Annotated in this window: 14 protein-coding genes; 9 read left to right on the top strand and 5 right to left on the bottom strand. The window is 31.4% G+C overall.

Going from position 1 to position 13,362, the window contains the following annotated elements; translation table 11 throughout:
- Positions 1–84 precede the first annotated feature (84 nt).
- The 3 genes from J2W95_RS11335 (at position 85) to J2W95_RS11325 (ending at position 2,929) form a co-directional block, all read left to right on the top strand.
- Positions 85–1,272 (top strand): hypothetical protein, encoded by a 1,188-nt coding sequence (locus J2W95_RS11335; protein ID WP_310007026.1) that lies wholly within the window; start codon positions 85–87, stop codon positions 1,270–1,272.
- A gap of 153 nt (positions 1,273–1,425) precedes the next feature.
- Positions 1,426–2,241: a DUF5677 domain-containing protein gene (locus J2W95_RS11330; protein ID WP_310007023.1), complete on the top strand. Its 816-nt coding sequence runs from the start codon at positions 1,426–1,428 to the stop codon at positions 2,239–2,241.
- Positions 2,242–2,461: 220 nt separating this feature from the next.
- Positions 2,462–2,929: a nuclear transport factor 2 family protein gene (locus tag J2W95_RS11325; RefSeq protein ID WP_310007021.1), complete on the top strand. Its 468-nt coding sequence runs from the start codon at positions 2,462–2,464 to the stop codon at positions 2,927–2,929.
- A 189-nt stretch (positions 2,930–3,118) separates the two neighbouring features.
- Here J2W95_RS11325 and J2W95_RS11320 read toward each other — a convergent pair whose 3' ends face one another.
- Complete coding sequence (locus tag J2W95_RS11320; RefSeq protein WP_310007019.1) at positions 3,119–3,790, bottom strand: GNAT family N-acetyltransferase; 672 nt, start codon at positions 3,788–3,790, stop codon at positions 3,119–3,121.
- Between the two features lie 363 nt (positions 3,791–4,153).
- Between J2W95_RS11320 and J2W95_RS11315 the strand changes: the two genes are divergently transcribed.
- Complete coding sequence (locus tag J2W95_RS11315; RefSeq protein ID WP_310007017.1) at positions 4,154–4,657, top strand: hypothetical protein; 504 nt, start codon at positions 4,154–4,156, stop codon at positions 4,655–4,657.
- 166 nt (positions 4,658–4,823) lie between these two features.
- On the opposite strand, the gene J2W95_RS11310 is transcribed toward J2W95_RS11315, so the two are convergent.
- From J2W95_RS11310 to J2W95_RS11295, 4 genes are all read right to left on the bottom strand, one after another.
- Positions 4,824–5,774 carry a nucleotidyl transferase AbiEii/AbiGii toxin family protein gene (locus tag J2W95_RS11310; RefSeq protein WP_310007015.1) on the bottom strand — a complete coding sequence of 317 codons (951 nt, stop codon included), beginning with the start codon at positions 5,772–5,774 and terminating at the stop codon, positions 4,824–4,826.
- Position 5,775: 1 nt separating this feature from the next.
- Complete coding sequence (locus J2W95_RS11305) at positions 5,776–6,351, bottom strand: DUF6088 family protein (protein WP_310007014.1); 576 nt, start codon at positions 6,349–6,351, stop codon at positions 5,776–5,778.
- A gap of 368 nt (positions 6,352–6,719) precedes the next feature.
- Complete coding sequence (locus tag J2W95_RS11300; RefSeq protein WP_310007011.1) at positions 6,720–6,896, bottom strand: histone H1; 177 nt, start codon at positions 6,894–6,896, stop codon at positions 6,720–6,722.
- Between the two features lie 147 nt (positions 6,897–7,043).
- Positions 7,044–8,717 (bottom strand): AraC family transcriptional regulator, encoded by a 1,674-nt coding sequence (locus J2W95_RS11295; protein WP_310007009.1) that lies wholly within the window; start codon positions 8,715–8,717, stop codon positions 7,044–7,046.
- Positions 8,718–9,050: 333 nt separating this feature from the next.
- Between J2W95_RS11295 and J2W95_RS11290 the strand changes: the two genes are divergently transcribed.
- The 5 genes from J2W95_RS11290 to J2W95_RS11270 all read left to right on the top strand — a co-directional run bounded on the left by J2W95_RS11290 (position 9,051) and on the right by J2W95_RS11270 (position 13,325).
- The gene (locus J2W95_RS11290; RefSeq protein WP_310007007.1) at positions 9,051–9,743 is read left to right on the top strand and encodes a hypothetical protein; all 693 of its coding nucleotides are present in this window, start codon (positions 9,051–9,053) and stop codon (positions 9,741–9,743) included.
- A gap of 317 nt (positions 9,744–10,060) precedes the next feature.
- Positions 10,061–10,948 carry a helix-turn-helix domain-containing protein gene (locus J2W95_RS11285; protein ID WP_310007005.1) on the top strand — a complete coding sequence of 296 codons (888 nt, stop codon included), beginning with the start codon at positions 10,061–10,063 and terminating at the stop codon, positions 10,946–10,948.
- 33 nt (positions 10,949–10,981) lie between these two features.
- Positions 10,982–12,181 carry a hypothetical protein gene (locus tag J2W95_RS11280; protein WP_310007003.1) on the top strand — a complete coding sequence of 400 codons (1,200 nt, stop codon included), beginning with the start codon at positions 10,982–10,984 and terminating at the stop codon, positions 12,179–12,181.
- A gap of 204 nt (positions 12,182–12,385) precedes the next feature.
- Positions 12,386–12,853 carry a hypothetical protein gene (locus J2W95_RS11275; protein ID WP_310007001.1) on the top strand — a complete coding sequence of 156 codons (468 nt, stop codon included), beginning with the start codon at positions 12,386–12,388 and terminating at the stop codon, positions 12,851–12,853.
- A gap of 202 nt (positions 12,854–13,055) precedes the next feature.
- Positions 13,056–13,325, top strand: a complete 270-nt coding sequence (locus tag J2W95_RS11270) for a DUF4134 domain-containing protein (protein ID WP_409025129.1) — start codon at positions 13,056–13,058, stop codon at positions 13,323–13,325.
- Positions 13,326–13,362: the final 37 nt, after the last annotated feature.

Here is a 13,362-nt window from a genome sequence, read left to right as displayed (position 1 = left end):
TTTAACCGAAAAATCTCGCATCTTTATTGCCCAACCTCGCCAAGCGCCAGAACGTTATAGCCAATTACCAAAAAACTGCATAAAATGGAAAATTTTCTTTTAGATAAACAAACTTTGACTATTAAAGCAGTTTACAATGATACAGAAATTTCAAATAGTGGAAATTTACTACATACTATTAAAGGCATTTCGATAATTCCAATTCATTTTAAGATAGAACCTCTGGTTATAAAGGAAAATTTAATACAAAAGTCTGATAATAAAAATAAAGTTCAGAAAGAACTTTATCAAAATCGCTACTATACTAACATTATAGATTATACTTTAGGAGAAATTTCATTTGCTGCAAATTTTTTAACTGATTCTTGGTCAAAGCTTATTTGGAAGTTAATGATTGAAGAAAAAGAAAATTTTCTAACAATATCACTAACAGACGATGCGATAATTGAACAAATAACAAAAGAAAACACACAACTATTTAACGAAAAAAATACGGTAAAAGAATTTTGTAAAATCCATAATGTCGACATTCAAAGTCTAGTTCAATATGCAAAATTCGAACAAATTGAATTAGAATTAGAAGGAGTTACTGCGAGGCTTTCATCTGAAATAATATTTTTTAGGAAAAAACTATTTACTGAACTATTTATTCAAAAAATCGATGCGAAGATTTATGAATTTGAAGAAATACAAATGAATATAATGCCTTTTGCAAAAAAAGAAATATATTCGAAATGGAGAAATAGTCAATTAAGAGATATTGAACTAGTCCAAAAATATATCAAATCACCTTTTACTTTTGATGATTTAGATCAGTTTTCAAACTATCAAACAATTAACAGATTTGCAGTAAAAAATCATCAACAACAAGATTTGATTTCTGAAACATTTTATTGGATGGAAAATTTCCCAAAAGCAAAATCAAGATTTGTAATTGCAGTTGAATATTACAATTCTAATGGAGATTTGAGAGATAGTGTTGATAATTTAAGATTATCTTTAGAAATGTTATTAAAAGAACTTCTTCAAAATGAAAAAAGTTTAGAAAATCAAATTTCAAATATAAGTAATTATCAAGAGTCACTTGGAATTGGAAAAGAAATCAGAAATACATTCCAAAAAACTTTAGAATATTACAATAAGTTTCAAAATGAAAATGTTAAACACAATGATGGAATAAATAATGTTCACGAAGTTGAGTTTATTTTTGGTTTAACGATGATATTCATAAGAATGTTGATTAAACCAAATAATAAATTTAATCTAAAGTAACCGTCTATAACAGCTTGCCGAGATTGGGGTTTTAGGCTGAATTTAAGAATGGTTTTGTATTTTAAAAATTCGTATTTAACCGAAAAATCTCGGATCTTTATTCCTCAACCTCGCCAAGCGTCAAAACGTTATGCGATATATTATAGAAACCATATGGGTAAATTAGGAACTATTGAATATCTTGGCAAGATACAAACTACACTAAACAAAACTATTGGCCTAATAGACAAATCAATAATTGATTTACCAAGTCATAAAGATGATGTTTCAATGTCATTTTCTTTAATGGCAGGTCCAATATTAGAAACAAGTCATTCTCTACTTATTTTATCTAATGCAGGGAAATTAAGAGACAGCTACGCTTTATCAAGAATGATATTTGATTTAACTTTAAATCTAGGATATTTTGGGGTAAAAGGAGAAAGTGCTGTAAAACTATCTCTTCAGCATTATCACCAAAAAGCATTTAGAGATTTAGATCGAGAAATCGAAATTAAAGGGTTGAAATTTGGAATAGGGATCAAAGATATTGATAAGACAAAAATAGATGCGAAACTAAAAGAAGCATTAGACTTTTTTACAAATAATAAAGGTTTTGAAATTAGATCTTGGACGGGAGAAAATGTTTTTAAAAAAATTGAACTGATAATTGAAAAGTATGGAAATGATATAGGAATGATTTTAATTATCAATTTATTTTTTATTTACAGACATTCTTCTGAAATAATCCACGGAACAATGTACGGTAGTTTGTTCGCTAGAGGAATGACTAAACCCGAAAATGAACAACCCTCAGATGAAAAAGAATTAGAAATATTTCAATTAACATATATTAGTTTTAATTTGATTTGTGCACTTTTATTAAATTATGTTATGTTCGGGATTATTCACAAGCATTATCCAAGAGATAAGGAATATCAGGAGTTAACTGAAATAATTGAGGAATATAAATTAAGTATGTCTAAATAAAAATACATCGCATAACAGCTACTACAACGAATTTGGGCAATTGGCCTAATGGGAAGTTGGTTTTGTATTTGGGGTGATTTGCTTCGCCTGTTCGCTATCGCTCGGGTGGTAAATCCGAAAACAAGGCTTAATTTAATCCCAAACCTGCTGTCGTTCCAGAACATTGGCAGCAAGCTGTGAAAATCTGCGTAATTATGAAAATTATTCATAATTTAGTAATATGAAAAAATATCTTATCCCGATCTGTATTGCAATTATTACAATATCATCTCAAGCAACTGCACAAAATATTTATGAGAATCCAACTCTAAAAGAGCAGATCAAAAAACTTGATCTGGCTCATGCTCGAGCTATATTTGAGGGCGACGCCGTAGCTTTGGATAGTTTGATGAATAATGATGTAACTGTCAACCATCCAACGAATCGAATTGTTAAAGAAAAAAAAGAATTGCTTAATTTAATTAAACAAGGGACAATTCGATACACGTCATTTGAAAGAACTCCTGAACAATTTCTATTTTACAAAGATATGGTTGTCGTAATGGGAAGCGAAATTGTTGTGCCAACAAAGGGAGCGCCAAATGCCGAAAAGAAACTAAATCGTAGATATACAAATATCTGGATGAAACAAAATGGCAGATGGCAATTGACTGTTCGACATGCCAATAATGTTTGCATAAATTTTTAATATTCAATTCTTTGAGTTATTTCTTTGCAACTGCATTGAAGCGGCGAAACGTTACCTGCAAGACTAAAAAAAACTACTTTCGTTCCTTAAATAGAATGTATGCCGACAGAAGAACAGCCGAGATTATCACCGAAATGAGTAAGGTTAATTAAATCTCAGTTCATACTTGAGCTCTTGACCATTTGTCAGCTATATTTTTTTATCAATAATTTGAAAGGGTTGAGCAATAAAATACTCTATATCTACTGGGTTTTGAAAACCTAATTTTTGAAAATATTGAAAAAGCTTGTATTGTGATTTTTCAAAGTCTTTTTCAAAACTATTATAGTCCATTTGTTTATCCCATTGTTCCAAATCTTCAAAAGCTGTTTTTTTAATAACTCCACTGTGTTGTATTGGAAATCCCTTTACTACCCATAAACCACAGGAATCATAAAATCGTTCTGTCATACTTTTGATAATCATTCTACCAATTCCTTTTCCTCTATAATTGGGCACGATTTCTAAACATTCCAGATAGCAGATTGTGTAGTTTACTGGAATAGTATCTATAAAATTAGCTTCTATTTTCTCCCAAAAATCTTTCCCTTCTTCAAGTTCAAACAATACGCTGCACATATCTAAAATTGATTCTGAAGCATCTATAACATCAAAAAGCGGATAACCATGATCTATAGCTAAACCGAAAAGGATTTGACTAATTTTACCTTTTGCAATTACTTCGGATGACTTACCATAAATGTCTGTAATATAGGCTTCAAATTCTATTTTGTTTATAAAGTCATTTGGATTATCCCCCAAGGGTTCATCTCTTAGAATATCATTAAATGAATATTTTATTGCAAGACTATGGTTTTCCATCATTTATTTTTTTGAATCAATTTTCTTCCTCTTAGAAGTTTATTATTAAATAGACTTACATTTTGGAGTCAGATTTTAAAGATAGAGAAAAAAGCTATTCTTTTGGAGATATACAGGGTTTTTGAATAAGAAAATTCTTCAAAGACAAAGTTTTGCAATAGATTGAAATTTCTTGATGGGAAACCGTATTTTTATTTTAAGATTGAACATTAAAAAAAAGTAACTATGAAAAAATAGTTGTATAGTAAGTTAAGGATTATATTTGTATAAACTATATTAGGATTTATTTAATAACAGGTATAGTTTTTTAGGATGTGAAAACCTGCCATTAGTAGCAAAGTGTACTAAAAACAAAAAAACATAATGGAAAAATACTTAAGACAATTAATTTCAATAGAATTTGATGATAAGAAAGATATCTTTAGCGGTTTTCTTATTGACTGGACTGAGGATTGGATTTTACTGAAAAATAATCCTGTTGATTTTATCATTGATGGCTATACAATATTAAGAAACAAGAATGTAAAGTCGATTATTCAAGACAAGGATCATGAATTCACAGAAAGAGTAATTAAACTTAAAGGTTTGAATACTAGCGCTGAAGAAATAATTCCGTTAAAAGATTTGTCTTCAATTATAAATTTTCTAGCCGACAAATATGAGATTTTTCAGATTGCAAAAAAATCAGATAAAGCCGTTTATCTTGGTAAACTCATAGAACTAAATGAGGAAGAACTGGTGATAGATTTTATGGGAACTGAAGGAGAGTTTGAAGGCGAAATGAGTTTTAAGCTCAACAAAATAAGAGTTATAGAATTTGATACGGATTATATCAATTCCCTGAAACTAGTGGTCAAAGAAAAGTAAAGAATTTTGCTGAAAACACTAAAGATTGAGCTTTATGATAGGGCAGAGGAAAAGTAAAAAAGCCCTCTGTAAAAATCCAAAGGGCTATAAAATTCTATTTTATTTTTTGAATGATGAATTCTAAATACTGGTAAATCACTGCAGTTGAGTAACTTAATTTTAAAAATTATAATTTTTCAACCCATTTATCTATTTCAGCAAGTAGTTCGTTAAAGTCGGGTTGACTTTTATAATATAATTTTGCAGTTTTTTTATATCGTTCTATAAATCGTTCCCTAAGTTCCTTGTTCTTTAATGAAAAAGCTTCATTATCAGCAATGGGTATTTCGTAGTCTTTGGGTGGAAAGCGAGCTGCTTTGTGTTTTTGGTATTCTTCTGTACCTATGAATGCTTTAACCTTATCGTCTTTTAACAGGCTGTAGACATCATAATACTGACGCATCAAATTTTGCCTTTCTACTTTGTCTTCCTGTTCTTGCCTAAATTTGGTTGCAATTGTTTGTAATTTTTCGACAAAGGTGTAGCCAATGTGATAGCAGGCAATGCCTACAGCCCGATTGTCAATTATGTCTACTTTTTGTAGTATTGCTTTTTCGTATGCCCAAGACGATATTGTTAGCGGATTGTTTGGTGTTACCGTGTCAAATCCTACTTCCAGTAAAATTCCTTCTTTTACTCCTTCAATGACCTCTGTCATACTTTCATAATGTAATCTTATACCACCGCTACGATATTGTCTTTGGTCGTCAAATGCTTCATCTCTTTTTACAGCAATGATTCCATTTATTTTTATTTCATTTGTCAATCCATCATAAAAGTCTTTTCTTTTTTGAATATTTCGGGGATTATTGTTGTTTGGGTTTTCATTTATTTCCATTTCAGCCGGTGGTTTGATATGGATGTCGATGTCTTCGGAAAAGCGGTGTATGATTTCATACCCTTTGGATAGAGAAGTACCTCCTTTGAGTTCAAATTGATACCCTTGCTGTTTTAGCCCGTATAGTACATGCATAATCCAATAGTCTTTTTCGATAAGCCCAGGTTCAATATTTAATTCTGCCCCTACAATGCGGAGTAGATCACGGAAGTTTTTGTGGTTGTGTAAGTAATTAGACATATTATGCTGCTAAAACTGATTCCAACATTCTTTTTGCTTTTGCACTACCATATTCCTGAAGTGATTTTCTAAGTTTTTTAGCATCCATTGTTTTTGCTTTGGAACACACTTTTGACACTATTTCTTTTGGGTCTTCAGCTAATTGGTCGAGATTGTTTAACAAGTCAACCAATAAAAATTCGGGTGAGGCTTTTAATGGGAAATGAGGTTTTACCCTAAATGAAAATGTCTTACCGCCGAGATCGAAATCCCCATGGCGTTTGTGATTGTAAACAGTTTTACTGTTGTATAGTTGAGTGGTTCCTACGCCCAATGAGTTATAAGCATTTAAGGAAGTTACTAGAAAACGTTTGTCTTTGAGAAAAGAACGCACCAATACTTCTTCTTCGGGAGGTGTCTCTCCAAAGACTGTTACTTCGGGATAATAGTATAACCCTTGAGATAACTTTTGTAAAGTACCTTCCTGTACCAACTCATCCAAATGACGGTCAACGGATTTTGACCACTTGGATAAATCAGCCCTGCGGTATACTTTTCCTCGTTTTAAATGTTTTTTTAATTCCTGTAACTTATTCATGAGCCAAAGTTAGTTAATATTATTTAATTGCATATATTTTTATTGAAAATTCATGCAATATTTTTTTTGCATAACGCTCTTATCTTAGCACGACCACAATTTAACAATATTTGAATTACCGCTATAACAGTAAAACATTAATTGGATCTCTATTTTTAGTCCATTTTCAATAAATTACATATAATTTACTGTCACAGCAGTAAAAAATAGTATTTTAATGCTTAAAAATCTTATTACAAAATATATTTTAAGTTAATGAATAAACCTGTACATTTATTTCAGAACGGGACAGAATACTGCATCTTATGTTTTAGAGGAAGACAAAAAAAAAGCCCTTTGAAAAATCCAAAGGGCTATTAGTTGAAATCTTATTTTTTTGATTCTTCTACTGAAACTTTTCTGAATTCTTTTAAAAGTTTCTCAAGTTCCAAAGTTGATTTACGAGCTCTTGGCCCTGCAGCTTTGACACCTTTTTCGATAAGTGATTCTGATTCTGTTTTGAATGCTTCGAATTCGGCGTTGATTTTTGCAACTAAATCTTTCATAATCGTATTGTATTAAATTAAGTCGCAAAAATAGAATTTTGCTGTAGAGATATGAATAAATAGTTGTTAAAATTTATCTTAATTTACTGATGTTTTATTTTATGGCATTTGAAAAACCATTCTGCTTTTCGTAAATATTTGATACACTTACTGCTGTCCTTCTTTTAGTGCTTCAATGAAAAAATTGGTTGGCATCCCTGTTTTTGCTAAAAAAGCATTTGCAAAACGTTGTGTACTGCTAAAACCAGCTTCCTCTGCCAGGGCTTTGTTGGTATAGTTTCTTATTCTTTTGTCATCATTTAATAATGAAATTAAATACTCTATTCTAAGTTCGTTGATATATTCCGTATAACCTTTATCTCTGTAATGAGATATTATTTTGGAGATGTATTTGGTGTTGGAATCAAATGCAGCAGAGAGTTTAACCAAAGTCCAATCTTTCTCAAGAAATTTTTTGTCCCGCTCAAACTTTTCCAATTGTCGTAAAACAGTTGCTACTGCATCAGCATTGATATCCAATATTTCTGGTTTTTCAAGTTTTGGTTTGGCTTTCTTCTCGTCTTTCATTTTCAGCATTAATTCATTAAATTTTTGCTTGTATAAACTACGGTTTTTAAAGTGTCTATAGCTGAAGAATGTCAAGATGATAAAAAGTAGTATAATAATTGCTACAAGGATGGCATCATTGTATTTTCTTCTAATAAGCTGTTCCTTAATTTTTTCTCTTTCAGTAAGAAGTTCTTTAGTGTCATATTCTTTGTTTATCTTACTTACGAGATATTTAAAGGTTTCATTTAGGACTTTATCGGCTTTAAGTAATTGATCTATATAATATAATTGAGATTTAAGATCGTTTGTTTTTTTAAAGTATTGTATAAGTATTTCATAAACTTCCCTAAGATCTGGTCGCATGTACTGTTTATCTTTGAACGCTTGATCCACCTTTTTAAAATAGGGTAGTGCCAACTCTGGTTTTTTAAGATCCCAATAACTCTTACCTATGTAAAAATTACCTACTGATTCATTGGCGAAATCTTTATTTTCAGCTATTTCACCAAGTGAAGATTCAATGCTCTTGATTGCTAATTGATAATTTTGTTTAAAGTATTCATTGATTCCTTCAGAATGCCTGAAATAAGGAAGCATTTCTTTGGTGTCTAATCTATTGCTTTCAGATACACCAATGCTATTTGTTTCAGTGCATAATCCATAGTTTCCAATTTTGTTGTAACAAAGTCCCAATGAATGTAAGGAATTCAAATATGGTCTAGAGTCGTCGGCTTTGAAGTAAATTAGACATTCTTTTAATAATGAAATAGCTTCGTCATAAAATCCCAAATAGTATTTGACTTGGGCTATACAATATTTCACTTTATATTTTAAGTAGTCATCATTAGTTCTGGAAATATAATTATTGGCAATTATATAATTGTCTAAGGCCTGTTTTTGTTGTTTTTGGCTGTAAAACACTGCACCTTTGGTAAGGTAGGACGATCCAATTAGAGCATTATCATTTGCTTTTTTTGCAGCAAAAACCAAACTATCTGAATATATCAATCTTAATCGATCGTTTGATTGATGCATAGCATTTTGATATCCATTTACCAGTTCTTTCCAATTTTGTTCTTTTTTAGCCTTTGCAATATAAGTGTCGATGTAGACCGCTGTCTTAGAATTATCTTTTCTTAAGTCATAAATTCTTTGATCGAGGTAATTGAAATCTTTGTTTTGGAGTGAATCAGGTATTTTACATCCATTTTTTTGTGCTGTAATGAATTGCATTGTTATTAGTAATAACAGAAGTAAATAATTTTGGTTCATAACGTAGGTAGTTTGAGGGGTAGTATACTTTGCTGTTAAATAATCCAAATGTGAAGACTATGTGAAGGATATGTTATCAAAGCTTACTCAAATTTAGTACAAACTATTTAAATATAAGTAATTATTTATAAAAATGAGGTGTGGATTTCGTGGAAATCAATAGTCAAAATCGTGGAAACCCATATCCTTAGTGTTGCGGGAGAATTTATGAGGCAATAGATTTGCTTCGAATTCAAAAGCAAAATGTTTGGCAAAGTGCTAAATAAAAGTTCTGCTTACCCGGGTGAAATGAACTGAGAGATAAGTCTCGGTCACATTTAATCAACATTAATCATGAAAAAATTTCTATTATGCTTCGTTTTGACATTTCTTGTAATTTCCTGTTCAACTGAATCAGATTTTAACCCATCTGAAAACAGCAATTCTAATGGAGTTGCGCTAAAATCTAGTTCTAAAATTCCAGAAAATAAAGCCAACCCTTTTGATGCCAAGGGGAAGGAGTACTATGACGTGCTAACTATTTATTTCCAAAAAAACACTAGGGCAAAGACTCTTACAGAAACGACAGATCAGATACAGTTTTTATCTAAAAACTATGTTAGTTCAGCTCTTAGTACTCAAAGACTTGTAACCATAACTCTTGAACAGGTTAGTTTGATAATGAATGACCCTGAGAATCAATTGATGGCAATCATCGACAGCTGTGCTTTGAGTGCTGCGGCAAAAGAAGATTTAATCAGTTTTATCAAGGTCCTATTAGAACAGCAAGGTCAAGAATATTCTGAGGTGTACGATGCGATAGTAATGTACGAAGCCAGTGTAATAGAAAGTACCACGTTGGAGGAGAACGAAAAGGAAACTATTTTGACAGTATCATCTGTTTCAAGATATGCACTTTATGCTGATTCAGAACATAAAGACAGAGATTGGGAAATTTTGGTTGCTAATAGAAAAGCCCAAAAAAGTTTCAATTCCTATAAGACTACCATTGTTTCCATGATTGCATTATTTAGAAAGTTTGTTTAATACAGTATATTTTGATTACTGATAATCCATTTTGTAAAATGAAACCACGAGTAGTTCTTTACCTCTTGCTGATTATTTTTAATCTTGTTAGCCTTTATTTCATCATAGTACTATTTAGCTATGATGAAATAGTAGGTTATCTTATTGATGGTGGAAAAAAAATAGATAGTACAAGGAAATTGGCTTATTTGTTTTTTATGACCTCATTGTCAAATTTATACTTTTTGTCTATATCACTGATGGAATACACTTTTAAAGATAAAATATAGATGATTTGGCCTTGAGTTATTTGAACTCTACATTGAACTTATGAAAGTATGATTAAAGATTTAATAAATATCGAATTAAAAGATACTCCCATTGAAGGCATGCACATTCATGTTGTCAAAAAGTATGTGATCACTACAAAAAGTAATGAATCATTTAATATCAATAATTTTTCTATTTTATTGATTAAGTCAGGGAAGTTTAAAATTCAATTAGGGGAAGTTGCCAAGGATTTGTCAGCACAGGATTTGGTTGTAATTCCTAAAGATTCATTTTGTACTTTACTGGAAATACAGGATAAGCTACAATTTTATTTGGTTTCTTTTACTTCCGAATTCGCATTTCAAAATTGTTTTAAAAAAGAATTAGTGGATGTGTTTTACCTTTTTACGACAAAGCCTTCCATAAAAATCAGGCTTGATGAAAAAGATTTTTTAGTGTTATCCCTTATCTACAAACTTATTTATTTCGTAAACAAAGAGGCAAAAATTCATGGCTTAGAACGTGAACTGCAGCGTATCAGTTTTAATTTGTTTTTGCATGAATTGCGGTTTATCTATGCAAAATATACCTCTGAGACTTCATTGAATTTCAGTAGAAAAGAAAGATTAACTATTCGGTTTCTAACTGTATTGGCTATTCATTGTAAAAGACAGCATAGTGTGTCTTTTTATGCAGGAACTTTATTCGTCACTTCAGGCCATTTGAATAAAATAGTAAAACAAGTAACAGCCAAACCTGTGAAAATTTTAATAACGGAAGCTATTATAGCTGAGGCTAAAAGTATGCTGGAAGATTCGCAATTCCCTATTGCCATAATTGCTGAAGAATTAGAATTCAGTAATGCTTCAAGTTTTAGTGTTTTTTTTAAAAGGCACACCTCTTTCACACCATCGGAATATCGTTCGAATACGAACGAAAGATTTAAGAATCGCTAGTTTTCGTTGCATGTAAATTAAAACAATAGCATGATGATAAAAGTATACCCTTTAGAATGGTTAGATTCTTTAATACTGCAAACTTTTAATCCAAAAAATACAACTGTTAATTCTATTTCGGAGAGTGATTTATCCCTTATTTCGCAAGATATTTTTAAAGAATCTCAAAAGATTCAGATTCAACTCAAGAATGAGGTTTTCTCTTTACGAAAGAAAAGACAGATTCGCCTTTTAGTTCGAAAATATCATTCCACTCTTACCTTCCTTTTGGATAATGTAATCGAAAATCGAAAAAATAGCATATTTCAAGCCTCCGATCTCTCTGGAACAATCGATACCATAATTGATAGCTTGGACGAGCTACTTTCTTTTGTCGAAACCCGTTTCTCAAATTATTTAAGCCTTGATGAACGAGTACCGATCACTTATCTTATTGTCACCAAGAAAGAAGTAGAGTTAAAATTGGATAATCTAAAAAAAAAGAAAATAACCAATGAGTGTCATCGCAATGTGATGGAAATCGTATTGGATATCCTTTATAAAATAGTAAAAGAAGAACGGGGTTATAAAGTGACTTACAGACAAATTCTCTATCAGAAAGAGCTTTTAAAATTGGTGGATGGCCTTAACTATTCTGAAAGTATGTCCAGTATCTATTGCACATTTGATGTGTTGTTAATAAGCTTGAATTTCAATAATATAGAATATATTAATTATTTGATTACTCGAATATCAAATGATTTAAACAGTCAAGAAACAATTGCAGAAAAAAGAAGTAAGTTACTGTGGCATTTTAAAGAGTTTAGTCAACTTTACTCAAATGAGAAAATTATGTTTGAGCCTAGTCAGCAAAATATAAAAGAGGTTTTAAATAATTGGTTTAAGCATGAAATTGCTTATTTGAAAGGAGGGATGGAATTCACCCAGGAAACAAAATCTGACTTCACATCAAAACAAATCAGTACAACCGTATCTGAAGAGAATAAAATAGAGTGTGTTTTGTCAACGGATCAAATGGGTTTGATTTTAAGGGCAACAGATGAATCAAGAATTATAAAAGCCCGATCTATGAGTCAAATATTCAAAACAATTGTGCCTCATCTATCAACTCCCTATAAGAAAGACCTATCCTATCAATCGGTAAGGAGTAAATCTTATAATGCAGAAGAAAGAGATAAAGAGATTGCCATTCAGACCTTAGAGAAGATCATTAAAAAGATTAAAACCTACTAACAACATTCTTAAAACCAAAAATATAACTTGTATTAATCATCAGTATTTAGTGATGAACATTGGGGTACAAAAGGGTACAGGTAAAAGTTGTACTTGTAGACAGCGGTTTCTAATTGTTCCTTTGACTTGTAAAATAAATCATTACACATGGTCACTTTTTTATGGAGAAGGTGAAAGGAGAATTAACAATTAATAAAGAAAGTTATGTTTACGAATATTTCATGGGGTAATTATTGTACAGCAATTGGCGTACTATTATTGGGTTGGTATACATTTTTAGGGTTTCGTTTTTATTATAAGGAACTCAAACAAATTGTCTCAGGAGAACGAGATTTGAATTTTCCAAACATGCGGAGCATAAAGAAAAAACAATCTTGTATTGAGTCACACTCCGATTCGTCTCCATTGTTCTCAGAATCTTTTGGAGTTTCAAAAGTGATAGACGAACTAACAAGCATACTTCTAAATGCAATCATAGAAAGCAAGGAAAGAAACTTATCCAAAGAGGAGTTTCAAATGTACTTAAAGCTAATCCTTAATGATTATCCGGATGCTAAAGATTCTATTTTTCGTTCGACAATAAACACGCTTATGGTCTCAGAATGTGAAAAGCACCCACAGCTAATTTTAACTTATGCCGAGGTGGATGGTTTGTGGGATGAGACCATTTAATGAATATAGTGGAGGGACTATCCCTGTTTGCTCTGGTGCGGTATGGCTTAATGTGACAGGAAATAGAGATTCGTAACAGCGGTGTTCCTCTGCTTTATATCAAAAATAAATTCAAACTTAAAAATGATGTACTATGAAAAAATGCGATTGGGAATTAAAGAATTTGGGGAAGGGAAAAATGCGATTGTTTTTTGGTTTAGTGATGATGCTTGCATGTTATTTTTCTGTTCACGCCCAAGATGGAGTGGCGGGTATTAATGAAGCGAATCAAAAGGTGAGAAGTTACTTTGATGCCGGGACAGAACTGATGTATGCTGTTGGGGCTTTGCTGGGGCTAATTGGCGCAGTAAAGGTTTACCAAAAATGGAATGCAGGCGATCCTGATACTGGAAAAGTGGCCGCGGCCTGGTTTGGGAGCTGTATTTTTTTGGTGGTGGTGGCCACTGTGATCAAATCTTTCTTTGGAGTTTAGAATGATATAGAAATCTATTTTAACTAAAAAAGTAAAA

It is taken from the genome of Flavobacterium granuli (genome assembly GCF_031456055.1).
GTDB lineage: Bacteria > Bacteroidota > Bacteroidia > Flavobacteriales > Flavobacteriaceae > Flavobacterium > Flavobacterium granuli_A.
Note: the sequence above shows the minus strand (reverse complement) of the source record. Positions and strands in the feature narration are given on the sequence as shown.

Bases quoted from the DNA above. Each gene is read 5' to 3' on its own strand.
- J2W95_RS11335 (WP_310007026.1), top strand. From the start codon at position 85: ATGGAAAATTTTCTTTTAGATAAACAAACTTTGACTATTAAAGCAGTT.
- J2W95_RS11330 (WP_310007023.1), top strand. From the start codon at position 1,426: ATGGGTAAATTAGGAACTATTGAATATCTTGGCAAGATACAAACTACA.
- J2W95_RS11325 (WP_310007021.1), top strand. From the start codon at position 2,462: ATGAAAAAATATCTTATCCCGATCTGTATTGCAATTATTACAATATCA.
- J2W95_RS11320 (WP_310007019.1), bottom strand. From the start codon at position 3,790: ATGGAAAACCATAGTCTTGCAATAAAATATTCATTTAATGATATTCTA.
- J2W95_RS11315 (WP_310007017.1), top strand. From the start codon at position 4,154: ATGGAAAAATACTTAAGACAATTAATTTCAATAGAATTTGATGATAAG.
- J2W95_RS11310 (WP_310007015.1), bottom strand. From the start codon at position 5,774: ATGTCTAATTACTTACACAACCACAAAAACTTCCGTGATCTACTCCGC.
- J2W95_RS11305 (WP_310007014.1), bottom strand. From the start codon at position 6,351: ATGAATAAGTTACAGGAATTAAAAAAACATTTAAAACGAGGAAAAGTA.
- J2W95_RS11300 (WP_310007011.1), bottom strand. From the start codon at position 6,896: ATGAAAGATTTAGTTGCAAAAATCAACGCCGAATTCGAAGCATTCAAA.
- J2W95_RS11295 (WP_310007009.1), bottom strand. From the start codon at position 8,717: ATGAACCAAAATTATTTACTTCTGTTATTACTAATAACAATGCAATTC.
- J2W95_RS11290 (WP_310007007.1), top strand. From the start codon at position 9,051: ATGAAAAAATTTCTATTATGCTTCGTTTTGACATTTCTTGTAATTTCC.
- J2W95_RS11285 (WP_310007005.1), top strand. From the start codon at position 10,061: ATGATTAAAGATTTAATAAATATCGAATTAAAAGATACTCCCATTGAA.
- J2W95_RS11280 (WP_310007003.1), top strand. From the start codon at position 10,982: ATGATAAAAGTATACCCTTTAGAATGGTTAGATTCTTTAATACTGCAA.
- J2W95_RS11275 (WP_310007001.1), top strand. From the start codon at position 12,386: ATGTTTACGAATATTTCATGGGGTAATTATTGTACAGCAATTGGCGTA.
- J2W95_RS11270 (WP_409025129.1), top strand. From the start codon at position 13,056: ATGATGCTTGCATGTTATTTTTCTGTTCACGCCCAAGATGGAGTGGCG.